The sequence below is a fragment of the Peptoniphilus sp. HCN-40583 genome (genome assembly GCF_037892835.1).
Lineage (GTDB): Bacteria > Bacillota > Clostridia > Tissierellales > Peptoniphilaceae > Aedoeadaptatus > Aedoeadaptatus rachelemmaiella.
In genome coordinates this window covers 55,004-73,414 of record NZ_JBBKBU010000007.1, presented here as the reverse complement: position 1 = coordinate 73,414, position 18,411 = coordinate 55,004, and the positions used below count along the sequence as shown (strand labels likewise).

The 18,411-nt window shown below is 49.0% G+C and carries 11 protein-coding genes; 8 read left to right on the top strand and 3 right to left on the bottom strand.

Features of this window, described 5'->3' with window-relative positions; translation table 11 throughout:
• Nucleotides 1–303 precede the first annotated feature (303 nt).
• The 3 genes from WKT05_RS03610 to WKT05_RS03600 all read left to right on the top strand — a co-directional run bounded on the left by WKT05_RS03610 (nt 304) and on the right by WKT05_RS03600 (nt 6,968).
• Nucleotides 304–4,290, top strand: a complete 3,987-nt coding sequence (locus WKT05_RS03610; protein WP_340412946.1) for a leucine-rich repeat domain-containing protein — start codon at nt 304–306, stop codon at nt 4,288–4,290.
• Between the two features lie 16 nt (nt 4,291–4,306).
• Nucleotides 4,307–5,371, top strand: a complete 1,065-nt coding sequence (locus WKT05_RS03605) for an S-layer homology domain-containing protein (RefSeq protein WP_340412945.1) — start codon at nt 4,307–4,309, stop codon at nt 5,369–5,371.
• A 241-nt stretch (nt 5,372–5,612) separates the two neighbouring features.
• Nucleotides 5,613–6,968, top strand: coding sequence for an aldehyde dehydrogenase family protein (locus tag WKT05_RS03600; RefSeq protein WP_445323178.1), 1,356 nt, complete (start codon nt 5,613–5,615; stop codon nt 6,966–6,968).
• A 54-nt stretch (nt 6,969–7,022) separates the two neighbouring features.
• On the opposite strand, the gene WKT05_RS03595 is transcribed toward WKT05_RS03600, so the two are convergent.
• The gene (locus WKT05_RS03595) at nt 7,023–8,204 is read right to left on the bottom strand and encodes a coenzyme F420-0:L-glutamate ligase (protein ID WP_340412943.1); all 1,182 of its coding nucleotides are present in this window, start codon (nt 8,202–8,204) and stop codon (nt 7,023–7,025) included.
• A 112-nt stretch (nt 8,205–8,316) separates the two neighbouring features.
• Here WKT05_RS03595 and WKT05_RS03590 point away from each other — a divergent pair, with 112 nt between their 5' ends.
• A complete protein-coding gene (locus WKT05_RS03590; RefSeq protein ID WP_340412942.1) occupies nt 8,317–9,669 on the top strand; it encodes an ArnT family glycosyltransferase in 1,353 nt (450 codons plus the stop codon).
• A 52-nt stretch (nt 9,670–9,721) separates the two neighbouring features.
• Here the strand turns inward: WKT05_RS03590 and proS are convergent, their stop codons facing one another.
• Nucleotides 9,722–11,164, bottom strand: coding sequence for a proline--tRNA ligase (gene proS / locus WKT05_RS03585; protein ID WP_340412941.1), 1,443 nt, complete (start codon nt 11,162–11,164; stop codon nt 9,722–9,724).
• 439 nt (nt 11,165–11,603) lie between these two features.
• On the opposite strand from proS, the gene WKT05_RS03580 reads away from it, so the two are divergent.
• The 3 genes from WKT05_RS03580 to WKT05_RS03570 are packed head-to-tail and all read left to right on the top strand — an operon-like array spanning nt 11,604 to nt 15,789.
• A complete protein-coding gene (locus tag WKT05_RS03580) occupies nt 11,604–13,682 on the top strand; it encodes a glutamine synthetase III (RefSeq protein WP_340412940.1) in 2,079 nt (692 codons plus the stop codon).
• Between the two features lie 8 nt (nt 13,683–13,690).
• Nucleotides 13,691–15,298: a CTP synthase gene (locus WKT05_RS03575; RefSeq protein WP_340412939.1), complete on the top strand. Its 1,608-nt coding sequence runs from the start codon at nt 13,691–13,693 to the stop codon at nt 15,296–15,298.
• Nucleotides 15,295–15,789, top strand: a complete 495-nt coding sequence (locus tag WKT05_RS03570) for an NUDIX hydrolase (protein WP_340412938.1) — start codon at nt 15,295–15,297, stop codon at nt 15,787–15,789. Before WKT05_RS03575 ends, WKT05_RS03570 begins: the two co-directional genes overlap by 4 nt.
• 12 nt (nt 15,790–15,801) lie before the next feature.
• Here WKT05_RS03570 and WKT05_RS03565 read toward each other — a convergent pair whose 3' ends face one another.
• On the bottom strand, nt 15,802–16,377 hold the full coding sequence (locus WKT05_RS03565; protein WP_340412937.1) for a helix-turn-helix domain-containing protein: 576 nt from the start codon (nt 16,375–16,377) through the stop codon (nt 15,802–15,804).
• A 145-nt stretch (nt 16,378–16,522) separates the two neighbouring features.
• Here WKT05_RS03565 and guaA point away from each other — a divergent pair, with 145 nt between their 5' ends.
• Nucleotides 16,523–18,055, top strand: coding sequence for a glutamine-hydrolyzing GMP synthase (gene guaA, locus WKT05_RS03560; protein ID WP_340412936.1), 1,533 nt, complete (start codon nt 16,523–16,525; stop codon nt 18,053–18,055).
• Nucleotides 18,056–18,411: the final 356 nt, after the last annotated feature.

The window sequence follows — 18,411 nt, the reverse complement described above, 5'->3', positions numbered from 1 at the left end:
GCCGCCGCCACAACGGCGGTTTTTTTATTGCACTTAAATTATAAATCCAAGGTTTAAATTCAATTAGAGCTGTTATGAGAGGAAAGGGTTTACACAGAATATCGCATATGATATCATTTATCAATAAGCAGCCATAGTTAGAGGATCATATTTATGATTGCTATTATTGGCATTGTTATCAGGTATTAGATCGGAGGAAATGACATGAAAGATCCTTAGAAATCCGGCTTTGCTTTACCGGTTTCATATATAGTAAATTGTATAAAGTTTTAGACTGATCAATCATTAATAAGGAGGACATACGTGAAAGATAGATTATTTCAACGCATAGCGGCATTTACAATTTCGTTGTTACTTATATTCACATCTATGGGATCAGCAACTTTTGCCATTGGAGAGAAGGACACATTTGAAAAAGATGGAATAACATATAAAATTATAAAAGACAGAACAGAGGACACTCCTGGGGCCGTCCAAGTTGGTAATGGAAAATTTTCTATGACTATTAACAAAAAGAGCCTTCAAATACCAGAAACTGTTACCAATGATAAAAACGAAACTTTTAAAGTAGTAGCTATTGGAGACAAAGCCTTTGATAATAGTACAGAGGAAAATAGCTTAGGTAGCGTGACAATACCTGCTTCAGTGACTTCAATCGGCAAATCTGCTTTTTCAGATTTAACATCATTGAGCGACGTCCAATTTGCAGAAAATAGTCAGTTACAAGCTATTGGAGACAATGCATTTGACACTACATCTATTAAATCTATCAATATACCTGCTTCAGTAAAGACGATAGGTACGTCAGCTTTTACGAAGTGTAGTAAATTAACTTCTGTAGTCATACCTGAAGGGGTCACTTCCCTCGGAGACGAAGTTTTCTCACATAATAAGCAGTTACCATCTATAACTCTACCGGCCAGTTTAACTACAATGGGAAAGAATGTATTCAACAATTGTCCTAGCTTAAAGAATATATCTGTTACTCAAGGGAACACACTCTATGCCAGTGAAAATGGAGTGGTGTACTCAGCGGATAAAACGACAGTTATAAAGTATCCTGAAGGGAAAAAAGATACAGACTTTACTGTCCCGGCTTCAGTAAAAAACATAGGGGATTATGCATTCGCGAACAATAGCAATATTCAAAGTGTGAAATTACCGGAAGGAGTTAAAGTCCTTGGAAAGTATGCCTTTTCCAAATCTACTGGCTTGACGTCACTGGACCTGGGTAATAGCTTGGAGTCAATAGGAGACTTGGCTTTTTGGAATTGTTCTAGGCTTGAAACATTGACCATCCCAACCTCGTTGCATTCCATTGGAAGAAATGCCTTTTATGGGTGTAGTGATCTTAAGTTTGTGGTTGCTTCTGAAGAAACTAGAACGCTGTTGAAATCCTCTGGCATCGCTGACGATAACATTACGCTATCAGCACCAATTGCCGAGCCAACATTTGTAGTCAATGGTGTGATGTACAAGGTGTTGTCTGAGGCGAATGACGGTCAAAAAGGAACAGTCCAAATTGGGGATGGAAAAACTTTAGCAACCGATGCTAATGGAAGCCTTTCAATTCCGGCTAATGTCAAGAGAGATGAAAAGGACTATACTGTCGTATCCGTTGCTCCCTATGCATTTAAAGGTTCCAAACTTACTTCGGTGACTTTACCGGAAGGAATTAAAACCATAGGGAAAAGTGCATTCCGCGGAGCGCAATTAACATCTTTTGAAATGCCTTCTACCGTAGAACAAATAGACGAAAGCTCCTTTTGCATGGCCAGCAACTTGATGAAAATAACCCTATCTCCCAAGTTAAAGGTTATTCCAAAAGATGCCTTTTCCTATAGTGGTCTAAGAACAGTTGATCTTCCGGAGGGCATTACAGAAATTGGCGAGATGGCTTTTAGCAGTTGCAGCGATTTACAAAAGGTGAGTTTGCCTGCAAGCCTTACAACAATAAAAGAACAGGCTTTTTGGTGTGATGAGGCACTTCGAGAAGTCGTGATCCCCGTGGGGAGTAGGCTAAAAACAGTTGGTAAAATCGCATTTCAATGGTGCAATAGTTTAAAGGGCATTCAACTGCCTGACACCTTGGAGATTATTGAAGACAAAGCATTCAATAACTGCACGGCACTAAAAAGCATTGGCTTGACAAAAAACAATCAATTAAATAGTTTGGGAGAGAATGCCTTCCAATCTACTTCGATCACTAATTTTCATTATTCTGCTTCTCTAAATAAAGTTGGCAAGCGGCCTTTAGAAGGCTGTAATGGTTTAACAGAAATTACTGTTGCGAACAATAACCCCATGTTTAAGTCTGTGGATGGGGTCTTATTTAATAAAGATGGGACATCATTATTGCAATATCCGGCCAATAAAAAAGGCTCTAGCTACACAACACCGGCGGGCGTGAAAAAAATTTCGACTTATGCGTTTCAAGGGACATCGCCTAAATTGAGAGAGATTGTTATTGGAAAAGGCGTAGAAAACATTGAATCTCTTGCATTCCAGCAATCGAAAGTGGAAAGTATTTCAATTGCCGATTCTGTAACATCAATTGAACGACTCAGTTTTTACAAATGCCCCAATCTGGAAACATTGAAACTTCCTTCCGGCCTAAAAACAATGGTCACATATTTAATATGGGATTGTGAGAGCTTAAGCAATTTACAAATCCCTGCATCTGTAGAGAAGATTGAAAACTCCGCCGTTGGTAAATGCCCTGGCCTTTCTTCCATTGAAATTTTAGCAACACAAATGAATTCTATGGCAAAAGGTGCATTCTCTGTAACATCACCCGATTTGGTTGTGACAGTTACTAACAATGCTATAAAAAACATGGTTGTAGCTAGTGGTATTAGTGAAGCACAAGTTAAGATAAAGGACTCGCCACTACCTGTACCAAGCGGCTCTTTCACAGTGAATGGTGTCTTTTATAAAGTTCTTACAGAACCGGCTTCCGGAGAGAATGGCACTGTTCAAATCGGTGATGGGTCCAATGAAATTAAAGCAAAAGGTATTGTTACGATTCCTGCGACTATAAAAAATGAAGACAAATCCTATAATGTTATCTCTGTGGCATCAAATGCTTTGCTAAATAGCCTTGTTACGGAATTTCATTTACCAGATACGGTAAAAACCATATCAGATCATGCTCTCTACAAAGCTCCGGAGTTGACAATGTTTGAAATTCCTTCAGGCGTGGAGACGATAGGGGTTAATGCGATTAGCGGTTGCCATAAGCTAAAAGCGATCACTTATAAACCCGGCAGCCATTTGAAAAAGCTAGGAAATGGAGCCTTAAGTGATAATTCCGCACTTGAGACAATTTCTTTACCAAAGACGGTGAAGGATATTGGAAAATGTACGATGTTCTTTAACTATAGTCTGCGTGAGGTAAATTTTGAAGAAGGTTCTTCATGGACGGAATTGCCTGAAGGAACCTTTGCCCGCGATTCCAAGTTGGAAAGAGTTATTTTACCGGCCACCGTAACATCAATTGGCGATACTGCATTTTGGAATTGTAATGCGCTGAAAGACATTGATTTGACGAAAATCAGCAACATAGGCGAGAAAGCGTTCTTTCATTGTACTGGGCTCAATTCCATTGAGCTTAGCAACGACATTGAAGTATTAAAGGGCGGAACTTTTGAGGGTTGCACAGGACTTAGAAGTATTAAATTAGGAAGTGGCTTGAAGGTATTGGGCGACCTAATTCAAAAGGATGAAGATGAATTGACCGGCGTCTTTGAGGGCTGTACTTCTTTGGAAGAAATTAACATTCCGGAAAAAACGGATGTTATTGGTAAAAACACATTTAGAGATTGTAATAAGCTAAGAAGTATTGTTATCGAATCACCAGCATTATCAAAGGTTGGAGCAAATGCATTCTATCGAATGGCAAGCGACTATGTCATTACAGTCCAAAACGAAGCGGTCAAAAATAAACTGGTCTCCGAAGCATTGGTTGACGGCTCTCATATACGAGTAAAAAATGGTGAGTCATCAGAAACACCCACCGTTAAGCTTGTCGCTCAAGGAAATGGAGGATTAGGTAAGGTGGCTCAGGTTAAGGTTTCAAACATGCAAAATGGTAATTATCTGTTGGTTCAAATTACGAATCCCTCTGGTATAAATTCCATTTACGCAGTGCCTGTACCCCAAAACGGCTTAATGAACCTTACTTATGCCAAAGATAATCGTGTGACTGTATGGCTAACAGAACGTCAACCAAAAATGACCGCCGAAACACCAAATGCAGGTGGTAGAATCTTTGGATCGGCCTCTCTGTAGTCAATGGGGGATATCTATGAATAAAAAACGTAAAAGAATATCATCTATATTGGCGGGGATTTTATTATCATTTATTTTAGTAGTTCCAGCACATGCAGCACAGCCTGAAATAAAAGCATCTTATGATTCAGCAAGCGGAGCAGTTTCAGTATCTTCGACAGGCCTTGATCCGAACAAGATCTATCATCTGATTTCTATTCAGAAAGAAGATTCGGTTATTGCGTTAAAAAGCGGAGATTCTAATGCCGAGGGAAAAATAAAAGAAAAAATCCCGACGGGAAAATTGGAAAAAGGTTCTTACCATATTTATATTTATAGTAACGATGACGGTTCTGTGGTTGTAAGTAATACGTTCACAGTAGGCGGCGGGTCGGACAGTCCAGGAGGCACCGTCAAGCCAGAAGATCCAGATAATCCAAGCGGAACGGTTAAACCTGGTGGGCATAATAATCCTGTAGGCCCAGGAAGCCCCATCAAACCGGAAAAAGGAACAAATGCAGGGTCCGGTTCTTCTCTAGGGAGTACTCCGGACGCATTTAGTGGAATGGTTAATCATTTTACAGATGTTCCGTCTGGTTCCTACTATGAAAATGCGGTCACTTGGGCAGTCAATAAAGGCGTTACCAAGGGCACGTCCACCAATACCTTTTCACCTAACAAAGTATGTACTCGTGCTGAGGCTATTACATTCCTATGGAGAGCTTCAGGTAGTCCGACTTCAAATACGTCTATTAAGAAGTTTAAGGACGTTACGAAAGATAGTTATTACTACGACGCAGTTGCATGGGCAGTAGAAAAAGGTATCTGCTTTGGTACAAGCAAAGATACATTTAGCCCGAATAAAAATTGCAATCGCGCCGAAATAGTGACATTTATTTGGCGAGAACAAAAGTCTCCGGAGGTAAATGTAAGTAACCCGTTTAATGACGTGGCGTCAAACGCTTACTACTCAAAAGCGGTAATGTGGGCAGTTAAGGAAAATGTAACAAAAGGGATAACAGAATCCTCATTTGGTCCGAGTAACGATTGTACTAGAGCACAGATCGTTACTCTCATCTGGAGGACAATGGGGAAAAGATAAGGAATGCCACCGGCAGAAGTGGTGCAAGATCATTAGAATTATCCTTGCCCGTAAGTCTGTAGGCTTATTATGAAAATCAAATGATAAAAGGAGCTACTTCAGAATTGATTTGCTTAAATCTGTAGTAGCTCCTTTTAATATAATCTAATTAATATATATTATTTTAGAGTTAATATAAATTACGGCATCTGTGGTGAAATAAAGCCGCCGCCGTTTCGGCGGTTTTTTTATTGCGAGGGGTATGAATCTAAAAAGAGGTGAAACAATGAACAGCCACGACGCATACAACACGGCCCGGGATTTTTTCCGCTCGGGAAAGACCCGGCCTCTCCTTTATCGAAAGAAACAACTCTACGCCCTCCTTAAAGGCATCGATGGTTTCCGCGGCGCCATCGACGCCGCTTTAAAGGCGGATTTAAACAAGTCTTCCAGAGAAGCCTTTCTCACGGAAATCTATCTCGTAAAAGAAGAGATTCGCCACATGATTCGCCACATGAATCGCTACGGCCGCACGTTGCGCCCCCTTCCCGGGATGGCCCAATTGCCGAGTACTCTCGCCGTTTGCCGCAAGCCCTACGGGGCGGTGCTTATTATCAGCCCGTGGAACTACCCCTTTCAGCTAAGCCTTTTGCCCGTGGTGGGAGCCATTGCCGCGGGAAACGCCGTAGTGGTGAAGCCATCGGAATTTGCGCCCGAGACGGCAAAGGTGCTCGAGGCCCTATGCCGTAGCGTGCTCGATGAAGGCCTGGTGTCTTTCGTCTTCGGCGAGGAAGCGGCGGCGAAAGCCCTACTGGCCGAGCCCTTCGACAAGGTATTTTTCACAGGCAATAGCGATGTGGGCCGCGCGGTGATGAACCAGGCGTCGGCACATCCCGCGCCCGTCGTCTTGGAGCTTGGAGGCAAGAGCCCGGTCATCGTCGATAAAACCGCCGACATTCCCATGGCGGCGAAGCGCATCGCTTTCGGCAAAACCATGAACGCCGGGCAGACCTGCGTGGCGCCGGATACGGTCTACGTTCACGGGTCGCAAAAAGAGGCCCTCATCGAGGCCCTCACCGATGCCTTTGAAGAAGCCTTTCCCACGGAAGATTACTTTATTAACGAAACCGTGCGCATGAACCACCGGGGCCGCTATGAGCGCATGAAGGAGCTGGCGAAGGAGGGGGACATTCGCACGAAACACGGGCGCATTTTCTACGACGAGAGCCTCCACGTTTTTCCCTGCGTCGTGGAAAATCCTCGGGGGCGGCTTCTGGAAGAAGAAATTTTCGGTCCCCTATTGCCCGTAATCGCCTACGAATCGGAAGACGCCCTCTTCACAGAATTAAGGGAAAAAGACAAGCCCCTGGCCCTTTATCTCTTCTCAACGGACGAAGGCTTTATTCGCCGCGCCATCCGCGCCGTCGACAGCGGCGGCGTCTGCGTCAACGACACCCTCATGCACTTGGCGTCAAACAAGGCGCCCTTCGGCGGCATCGGGCCCTCGGGCATGGGATGCTACCACGGCAAGTGGAGCTACGAGGCCTTCTCCCGCCCCCGCACCGTGCTGAAAAAATCCACCCGCTTCGATCTTTCCCTCCGCTACCATCCTTTTTAAATTTGAGCATAGAAAAAGCCCCGAAACTTAATTCGGGGCTTTCATAATAGACGATTAGTCGTTTGCGTAGTTGTCGAAATAGCCTTGAACCATGACCACCGGCGTACCCTTGTCGCCGCTGCCGCTGGTTAAGTCGGCGAGAGAACCTAAAAGGTCGGTGAGACGACGGGGCGTGGTGCCCAAAGTTTCGTCCTTGCCTACCAAGTTGGCATCTTTTTCGTGAATTCTGTCCACGATGGCCGCTTGCATTTCTTCCGTGCTCAAATCTTTTAATTCCGTATCGGCGAGATACTTCATCTTCAGCTCGCTGGGCGTGCCTTCCAGGCCGTCGGTGTAGGCCGGGGAGACCACCGGGTCCGCCAGTTCCCAAATCTTTCCGACGGGATCTTTAAAGGCGCCGTCGCCGTAGATCATGACTTCGAAGTGGGCATCGAAGTATTCGTTGAGACGCTTTTGCAGGGCGTCGACGAAGATTTGTCCGTCTCTCGGGAAGAGCTTAATGGTTTCCGGGCCGGCCATGTTGCTGCCCAGAACGCCGTAGTCGGCATTGTAACCGTGTTCGGTGCTTTCTTTGGCCAAAACATCGTCCAGACCCAGAACCTTGTTTGCGCCGGAATCTTTTAATTCCCGCTTAATCAGTTCCCGGGTGTGAATGCTTGCCACCAACACGTCCTTGGTGTAGGAGAGGATGGTGCGGGGGTCGTTGGAGAAGTAGATTTCGCTGTTCGGGGCAATTTCCTTGTAGAGCTTCACATAGTCGATGCCCGTGAACTCGTGTTTTACTTCTTCGCCGAAGTGTTCCCGGTATTCCGCTTCCGTAATGACGTCGCGGTAGGGGTTGATGCCTGTGCCGTAGAGCTTGTTTTCATCCATTAAGTGGTTGCCCACTTCGTCGGAAGGAAAACTCAGCAAGATATGGAGCTTGCGGCCGCTCTTTGCCAGACCCTTTAAGATCGTGGAAAAGCGGTTCCGAGATAAGATCGGAAAAACAACGCCGAAGGGACCGTCGAAGGATTCGGCGACGTCCTTGGCAATGTCGTCTACCGTGGCGTAATTGCCTTGGCTTCTTGCGACCAAAGATTCCGTGACACAGATAATGTCTCTGTCTCTCGGTTCGATGTTTTCCGATTCGATGGCTTTTTTCACCGAATCAAAAACCACGTCGATCAGGTTGTCACCTTTCTTTACGATGGGCAGTCGAATGCCTCGGGTTGTCGTTCCAATGTAACGCTTCATAATACGTATCGCCTCTTTCATATTCAAAAGTAAAAATGACTATGCTATTCTACCATACTTCGCCAAAAGGTGGTATGATGAACATCAAAGAGATGGAAAAGGAGGGCGGCCGGTGGAAGGCGTGTACAGGCAAAGAAACAATTTTTTCCGCAACCATTGGGTGATGCTTATCATTGTTTGGTTGCTTTTTTTTGAGCGCCTGTGGATGCTTTCCCGTTTAGGCGCCGCCTATAGCCTTAAAAGCGACGACTTAAGCTACTTAAAGGCGGGTATCACCATGTACCGCACCGCCACCTTAACCATGCACGGCGTGATAAGCGCCCAGATCATGCCCGGGCTTCCCGCCCTTATCGCCCTTTTCGCGAAAATTTTCGGCATGGGCAGCGGGCTATGGCTCGCCCTAAAAGTGGCTTGGTGTTTTATGGGCACCCTGGCCGCCTGGTTCACCTACCTGGCCATAAGAGAAAAAGCCCCCGCCTACGCCGCCGTGATTCCCACCCTCATGTACTTTACGCCGGACTTCGCCTGGCAAGACAATTTAATTTTAACGGAGACCCCCTACCTCTTTCTCGTGACCCTCTACCTCTACGGCGTGATTCGCATGGGCAACAGAAAAGACTGGGCGGGCTTCATTCTTATGGCCACAAGTGCCTACTTGGCCTTTCTGCTCAAAGCCCAGGCCATTTGCCTTTTTTTCTTACCCTTGCCTTACTTGTGGATCAAGAAATACCCCTCCACCCGCCTCTACGGCCAGGCCTTTATGATCTTCTTGGCCCTCTTGGCCTTTATGCTGCCCTGGAGCGTGCGCAATTACAAACAATTCCGCGCCTTTATTCCCACCACCTACGGCATCGGCAATCCCCTGCTCTTAGGCACCTATCAGGGCGAAGGCTATCCAACCGATGAGGAAGTGGATCGGGCACCCTTCGATGAAAAAGTGCGAGAAGAACACGCCTTCTTAAAAGATAAAGACGGCAAATTTTCCGCGAAACACCAGCGCTACCTGGAGCTTTTAACCGACGAAAAACTGGCCCGCGGCCGCATGGTCTATTGGTGGAAACACGACCGGGATTCCATGCTGAAAAGTTATCTTTGGCTCAAGCCCAAGAGCATGCTCTTCGATACCTTCTACTGGGACGAAGTCATCCCCAAAACGAAATACCCCATCATCCACCTGCGGCAGATCGACTTTACCCTGGCCATGGCCGCGGCGGTGGTGGTGCTTCTCGCGAAAAAAACCGTGGCGGAAACCTACTTCGTGCTCTTCGCCTACTGGGTTCAGGTCTACATGTACGCCTACGCCTACGTTTTCGATCGCTACGCACAAACCTTATTGCCTTATCGCTACGTGGCCATCGGCTTCTTGATTCCCGCGGCGGTGGACATCATCCGGCGCCTGCGGCGCTACATTCGCGGCAAGCGGGCCTACAGAGATGGGTTGAAAAAACAGAAGATGGAAAATTAGTTTTGAGCAAAACAAAAGCACCCGGATGCGTCCGAGTGCTTTTTCTGTGAAATTAATAAGCCTTTGCGTAGTAAACCATGTGCTTGGCGGGTTTGCCGCAGTGGACACAGGTGTCTGACAGGTGTTCTTCTTCGAAGGGGATGCAGCGAATGGTGGCGGTGGTTTCTTCTTTGATTTGCGCCTCGCATTCTTCGTCGCCGCACCACATGCCTTTCAGGAAGGGATTGCCTGCGGCCATTTTTTCTTTGAAGTCGTCGTAGTTCGTGACGGTGAAGGTATTTTCTTCCATGCGTTTTTTTGCCGCTTCAAACATTTCTTTTTGAATGGTTTCAAGCATGTCGTCGATCGTATCCGCCAGGTTGTCCATGGGAACGAAGGTTTTTTCGTTGGTGTCGCGGCGCACGAAGACCACTTGGTTCTTTTCGATGTCATTCGGGCCGATTTCCACGCGCAGGGGCACGCCTTTTAATTCCCATTGGTTGAATTTCCAGCCCGGGCTGTATTGTTCACGGTCGTCCAGTTCCACGGTGAAGCGGTTCTTTAAGCTGTCGTAGAGATCTTGGGCCTTTTCCTTGACGCCTTCTTTGTGCATGGCGATGGGCACGATGACCACTTGGGTCGGCGCCACGTGGGGCGGCATGACCATGCCTCGGTCGTCGCCGTGAACCATGATGAGGCCGCCGATTAAGCGGGTGGAAATGCCCCAGCTCGTAGTCCATGCCGTGGCGAGCTTGCCTTCTCGGTCTTGGAATTGAATGTCGAACATTTTCGCGAAGTTTTGGCCCAGGTTGTGGCTCGTTCCCGATTGCAGGGCCTTGCCGTCGTGCATCATGGCCTCCAAGGTGTAGGTGGCATCGGCACCGGCGAAGCGTTCCGATTCACTCTTCTTGCCTAAGATGACGGGAATGGCCATTTCATCTTCGATGACTTGGCGATAAATTTCGTGAATGCGCAGGGTTTCTTCCTGAGCGTCTTCGTAGGTTTCGTGGACCGTGTGGCCTTCTTGCCATAAAAATTCCACCGTACGCAGGAAGGGGCGGGTGGTCTTTTCCCAGCGGAAGACGGAGCACCATTGGTTAATTAACACCGGCAGGTCCCGATAGGTTTGCACCCATTTGGAGTACATGGAGTTAATAATCGTCTCCGACGTGGGGCGCACGATTAAGCGTTCCGCCAGCTCTTCGTCGCCGCCGTGGGTAACCCACAACACTTCCGGGGCGAAGCCGTCGAAGTGTTCCACTTCTTTTTGCAGCAAATGTTCCGGAATCAGCATGGGGAAGTAGGCGTTTTTGTGGCCCGTGGCCTTGAAGCGCTTGTCCGCTTCTTCCTTAATTCGTTCCCACACGGCGAAACCGTAGGGGCGAATAATCATGCAGCCGCGAACCGGGGCGTAGTCTGCCATTTCCGCCTTTAAGACCACGTCGGTGTACCACTGAGCGAAATCATCGTCGCGGGCTGTAATCTCTCTTACAAATTTTTCCTTGTCTTTAGCCATTTTATCCTCCTAGACTATAAAAAAACCACGGTTTCTCAGGGACGAAAAACCGTGGTACCACCCAAATTCAATACCCTCATCGGGTATCCTCTATGTCGTAACGGGACAAGCGGTCCGTTTTGCGGACAACTCCGGAGCGGGATTCCGCGGGCGGCCATCGTCGAATCTTGCAATCGATGAATTCGACTCCCTGAGATTTAGCCACGCGTACTTTTCTCCATCGAAGTTTTTAATACATCCATTATACAGGGACGAGGAGCCTTGTCAAGTGAAGGGGCGTCGATTTCATATTTTTTCCCGGGCCCCTCTATCGGTTCTTGACATTGAAAATTCCTTTTACTATTATAAAAGAAAACACCCCTTGCGCCGCGAGGGTCATAGGTTTTTTTATATTGGTTATCTTTCGAGAGAACCAATTTTTTCTATTTTAGGAGGGAATATGGATCTAGACAAAAAATTCGGGGAAATGGCGTTTAACAAGCGCATGATGCGGGAAAGATTGCCCCACGCCATTTACTACCGTTGGAAAAACGCCATACGTAACGAGGCGCCCTTGGATCGGGAGACCGCCGATGCCATCGCCCACGCCATGAAGGAATGGGCGCTGGAGAAGGGCGCCACCCATTATTGCCACTGGTTTCAGCCTTTAAACGGCCTCACGGCGAAAAAACACGACGCCTTTTTGGACCGCACGGACAAATACGATGTGATTCAGCGGTTCTCCGGCAAGGAATTGATTCGCGGCGAAAGCGACGGATCTTCCTTCCCCACCGGCGGCATGCGCAGCACCTTCGAAGCCCGGGGCTACACCTATTGGGATGCCACGGCCAACTCCTTTATTATCGACCGGATTTTATACATCCCCACCATCTTCGTTTCCTTTAACGGCGACAAGTTGGACAAGAAAGGCCCCTTGCTCGCCTCCATGGGCCTCATTAGCGAGTACGGCTCCCGGGTGGTGAATCTCTTTGAAAAGGAAGAATACACCTACCGCATGAAGCCGAAAGTGGGCTTGGAGCAGGAATTTTTCCTCATCGACAAGCGCCACTACGACAAACGGAGCGACTTAAAAAGCGTGGGCCGCACCTTAATCGGCGCCGGCGCCCCCAAGGGTCAGGAAATGGGCGACCATTACCTGGGCGGCATTCCCAAGCGGGTCATGGCTTTTTACGAGGCCGTGAACGAAAAGCTTTGGGAGCTGGGTATCTTCGCCAAGACGGAGCACAACGAAGTGGCGCCCTGCCAATTTGAAATCGTGGCCCTTTTTGAAAATGCCAACATCGCCGTGGACTACAATCAGCTCATTATGAGCATATTAAAAGAAACGGCCACCGACTACGGCCTGGTCTGTTTGCTTCACGAAAAGCCCTTTGCCGGCGTCAACGGCAGCGGCAAGCACAACAATTATTCCCTCACCACCAATTACGGCAAAAATGTCTTCGATCCGGGAGACAATCCAAAAGAAAACCTCACCTTCCTTTTATTCCTCGCGGCCATGATCGAAGCCGCCGACGACTACGCACCCCTGTTTCGCATCGCATCGGGCGGGCCGTCCAACGACAGGCGCTTAGGCGGGCTGGAAGCGCCCCCCTCGATTATTTCCATCTTCCTGGGAAACGACCTGGAAGAAATTTTAAAAGACATCGCCCACGAAGAGTACCACGCGAAAATCGAAGCCCTGCCGGAAATCAAGATCAATTCCCTGGGCTACACGCCGCGGGATTCCAGCGACCGCAACCGGACCAGCCCCTTGGCCTTTACGGGCAACAAATTCGAATTCCGCATGGTGGGCTCTTCCATGACCGGGGCCGATGCCAACATCGTCATTAACACGGCCCTGGGCCACAGCTTAAGAAAAATCGCCGAGCGCCTGGAGCCCTTTGCCGCCGACGAGGAAACCTTGCGAAAAGAAGCCTACACCGTCATCGCGGAAATCATCAGAGACCACGAGCGGATTCTCTACAACAAAGACAATTACGCCCAAGCCTGGATAGAAGAAGCCGAGCGCCGGGGCCTGCCCCATTACCGCACCTTTTTTGAAGCCATTCAAGCCTTAAAGGACAAGGAATTAATCAAGATCTTCGGCGACTACGACATCCTGAGCGAAAGCGAAGTCGAGGCCATTTACGAAGTGGGCCTGGAATCCGTGTCCGTCCACGGCTTTTTGGAAGCGAGAACCCTTATGACCATGCTTTCAAAAGACGTGGAACCGGCGGTGGTGGCGGAATTAAACGACATTTTAAACGTCACCGGTCGCTTGGAAAATGCGGCACTTAAAGAGCGCCTGGAAACCTTAAATGTGCTATTTGAGGAACTCCTTTTGCGCCACAAGAAATTAAAAGCCACCTACGCCAAGGCCAAGACCTTGGAAGGCTACGCCCGGGCGGAATTTTTCGAAAAAGAAGTCATTACCCAATTCCCCCACATACGCAAAATCTGCGACGAACTGGAAAATCGCATTTCCAGAAAACACTGGACGATTCCCACCTACGAAGACATTTTCACTGAACTCAACTAGGAGGCATTATGACGAAGTATATATTTGTAACCGGCGGCGTGGTCTCCGGCATCGGCAAAGGCATTAGCGCGGCAAGCATCGGCCGCCTCTTGAAAAATCGCGGCTTCAGCGTATTTATGCAAAAATTCGATCCCTACCTGAATGTGGATCCCGGCACCATGAGCCCCTACCAACACGGGGAAGTGTTCGTCACCGCCGACGGGGCGGAAACAGACCTGGATTTGGGCCACTACGAACGCTTCATCGACGAAGAGCTCACCAAAGCCGCCTCCGTCACCACGGGAAAAATCTATTCCCGCGTCATTAAAAAAGAACGCCGCGGGGATTACGACGGCGCCACCGTGCAAGTCATTCCCCACGTCACCGATGAAATCAAACACGCCATCTACCGCGCCGGCAAAGAATCCGGTGCCGATGTGGTCATCACCGAAATCGGCGGCACCGTCGGCGACATCGAAGGCCTTCCCTTTATCGAAGCCATTCGCCAAATCCACTCGGAATGTGCCGTGGAAGACGTGCTCTTTGTGCACACCGTGCTCATTCCCGTGATTCCGGGAAGCGACGAGCTGAAGACCAAGCCCACCCAACACAGCTTTAAACAACTCATGAGCCAAGGGATCAAGGCGGACATCATCATTACCCGAAGCGACGGCGCCATCGACGCCTCCATTCGCAAGAAAATTTCCCTTTTCTGCGACGTGCCCGAAGAAAATGTCATCGAATCCCGCCACGTCGACTTAATCTACGAACTACCCAATGTTTTCAGAGAACAAAACCTCGATGAAATTATCATGAACCACCTGAAGCTTGAGCCCAAGGCATTAAAAGCCGACGATTGGCGCCACATGGTGGAAGCCTTTAAACAAGCGGAAGGCACCATTCGTATCGCCCTCGTCGGCAAATACGTGCAGCTTCACGACGCCTACCTCTCCGTCACCCAAGCCCTTTTAGATGCAGGCTACGACATGGGCCGCTTGGTCACCATCGACTACGTGGATGCGGAAGATTTGGTGGATGAAAAGGCTCTGGACGAGGCATTAAAAGACGTTCACGGCATCATCGTTCCCGGCGGCTTCGGCGAGCGAGGCATCGAAGGCATGATCCGCGCATCGAAATACGCCCGCGAACACGCCATTCCCTACTTCGGCATCTGCCTCGGCATGCAAATCGCCGTCATCGACATTGCGAGAAACATCGCCGGCTTAAAAGACGCCAACTCCACGGAATTCGACGTCAACGCTCCCTACCCGGTCATCGACCTTATGGAAGCCCAAGTAGGCGTGGAAAACATGGGCGGCACCCAACGGCTGGGCAACTACCCCTGCCACTTAACCGAAGGCACCCGCGCCGCCAAGCTCTACAAAGAAGCGGACATTTTAGAGCGCCACCGCCACCGCTACGAATTCAACAACGAATTCAGAGGCATGCTTAGAAACGCCGGCCTTATCATCGCCGGCATCAACGAAGACTTGGATCTGGTGGAAGTCATCGAATTGGAGCAAGACAGCTACTTCGTGGCCTGTCAATTCCATCCGGAATTTAAATCCCGCCCCAACCACATCCACCCCTTGTTCCACGGCTTTGTCGAAGCAGCGGGAAAGCGAGCCTTGGTGTGAGCGAACGTTGGGATCTCTACGATGAAGCCAATCGCCCCACCGGCGAAGAACTTCGCCGAGGCGAGCGCATGCCCAAGGGCCGCTACCACCGCGTCGTGGAAGCCTGGATCCGCACCCCCGACGGGCGCTACATCCTGCAAAAACGCTCCATGAACAAGAAAAACTACCCCGGCTACTGGTCCTGCACCGCCTGCGGCAGCGCCATCAAAGGCGAGACGCCGGAAGAAGCCATGATCCGCGAAATGCAGGAAGAAATGGGCATTCGCCTTGAAGAAGATGAACTGATCCTCGATCGGATCATTACAGAATTTCCCGCCCACTACTACATCTATCGCATCGAAAAAGAACTCACCGAATCCGACATCACCATGGATCCGGAAGAAGTCGACGACTTCATCTTCCTTGACAAAGACGCCATCATGAACTGGGTGGAAACAAGACACATGACCAAACTGTCCTACTACCGAGAATTCTTCGAAAAATGGAAATAAAAAACAGGGATCTCAAGACCCCTGTTTTTTCAAATTCGAAGGCGGTAAAAACACCCACATAGACAGACACGGCTCCCGGTGCTCATTAAAAAGCGCATACCGGGCACTGCGGTCGAAGGCAATGCTGTCTCCCGCCTCGATGGGATAGAGCACATCGTCCACCATCACCGTGAGGCGGCCCGCCGTAATAAAGCCGAACGCCTCCCCCTCATCGTCGGTGGTAGGAAGCACATCCTTCCTGTCCGTGGTTTCAAAGCGCATCTCCACCACCTCGTAGTGGCGCCGGCCCTCAGGCGACAAAAGGCGCACCCTGCGGTCCGCGGCACCGTCCTCCAACATCATGTGGTCGCCGCTGTGAATAATCGTGGGCTTCTTCTTCGAAGGCACATCCTCGAAAAATTCCCCCATGGTCGTATGTAAAGCATCCACAATGCGCAACATGGCATTCACCGAAGGCGAAACCAAATCCCGCTCGATTTGACTGATCAGCCCCGTGGACAAATTGGCCGCCTCCGCCAAATCCTTAATACTCATGCCCAAAGCCTTGCGCATGGTTCGAATTTTTTGTCCTGAAAACTTTCCGGACATACAACACCCCCTGCATTTAATGTAAAAATATATACTGAACATAGTATACCATACATTCTTCGAAAAATTGAAAAAACAATGCGGCTGCGCGGGAAAAAGACCGGCGCCGAATATGCTATAATAAAAGCCGAAAAGGAGGTTTTCCATGGAAAGAGAAAAAATACTGGTCATCGACTTCGGTGGTCAATACAATCAACTGATTACACGGCGCGTGCGGGAAAAAAACGTCTACGCCGAAGTCGTGCCCTACAAAAAAGCCCTGGAGGCCATTAAAAAAGAAAAGCCCATCGGCCTCATCTTCACAGGCGGGCCCAACAGCGTTTACGACGACAAAAGCCCCGACATCGATCCCGAAATACTGAACATGGGCCTGCCCATCTTAGGCATCTGCTACGGTATGCAACTCATCGCCAAAAACATGGGCGGCACCGTCACCAAATCCGACAAGCGAGAATTCGGCAAGACCAAAACCATGGTCGATCCCGCCTCGAAACTCTTCGACGGCCTGGATGTGGAACAAAGCACCTGGATGAGCCATATCGACTACGTCAAAGAACTCCCCGAAGGCTTCCGCACCGTGGCAAGCACCGACAGCTGCCCCGTGGCCGCCATGGAAAACAAAGAGAAAAACATCTACGCCATTCAATTCCACGGCGAAGTCAATCACACAGAACACGGTCACGAAATCATCGACAACTTCCTGAAAAAAGTATGTCACGCCAAAGGAGACTGGAACATGGACGACTTCGCAATCGAAGCCAAGCGCGCCATCCAAGAAAAAGTCGGCGACAAAAAAGTCCTCCTCGCCCTCTCAGGCGGCGTTGATTCCTCCGTGTGCGCCAAACTCCTCGTCGATGCCATCGGCGAAAACCTCATCTGCATCTTCGTCGACCACGGCCTCATGCGCAAAAACGAAGGCGACGAAGTGGAAGAAGCCTTTAAAGACACCGGCATGCACTTCATTCGCGTCGATGCCAAAGACCGCTTCTTAAAGCGCCTAAAAGGCGTCACCGACCCCGAACAAAAACGAAAAATCATCGGCGAAGAATTCATCCGCGTCTTCGAAGACGAAGGCAGAAAAATCGGCGCCGTCGACTTCTTGGCCCAAGGCACCATCTACCCCGACATCATCGAAAGCGGGGCGGGAGACGCCGCCGTCATCAAAAGCCACCACAACGTCGGCGGTCTGCCCGCCGTCGTCGACTTCAAAGACCTTATCGAGCCCTTAAGAGACCTCTTTAAAGACGAAGTCAGAAAACTGGGCGAAGCCATCGGCCTCGACTCCAAACTCGTCTGGCGCCAACCCTTCCCCGGACCCGGCCTCGCCATCCGCGTCATGGGCGAAATCACCGAAGAAAAACTCGACATCTTACGGGATGCCGACTACATCTTCCGCGACGAAATCGCCAAAGCCGGCATGGACCACGACATCAACCAATACTTCGCCGTCCTTACCAACAACAGGAGCGTCGGCGTCATGGGCGATTTCAGAACCTACGACTACACCCTGGCCCTGCGCGCCGTCACCACCACCGACTTCATGACCGCCGATTGGGCCCGCATCCCCTACGACGTGCTGGACAAAGTCAGCGTGAGGATTGTGAACGAAGTAGAGCACATTAACCGAATTGTGTATGATATCACGTCGAAACCCCCGGCTACGATTGAATGGGAGTAAATTTTTGGTGAAAATGGCGAACTAGGCTCGTTTCGGCAAGTACCTCATTGCGGCGTACTTGTTGTACGCCTCACTCGGTACTTCCTGTACGTCGCCTATTTCATCCATTTTTCCTCAAAAATTATTGTTTTGTCGGGGAGCGGGAACAATTTCAGGTAAAACAGAAAAAACGATAAGATATAAAGAGAGTAAAAAATGGCTATTGGTACTCAAATGATACCGGAAGCCAAAAAGAATAAACTAATAATTGTTTCAAGTGGCTTGCATTTGGACAAAAATCAGACCGTAGTGAGTAGCTACGGTCTTTTTGTGTAGATACATTTTACACAATGTAGCAAACAAATAAATCATGGTCA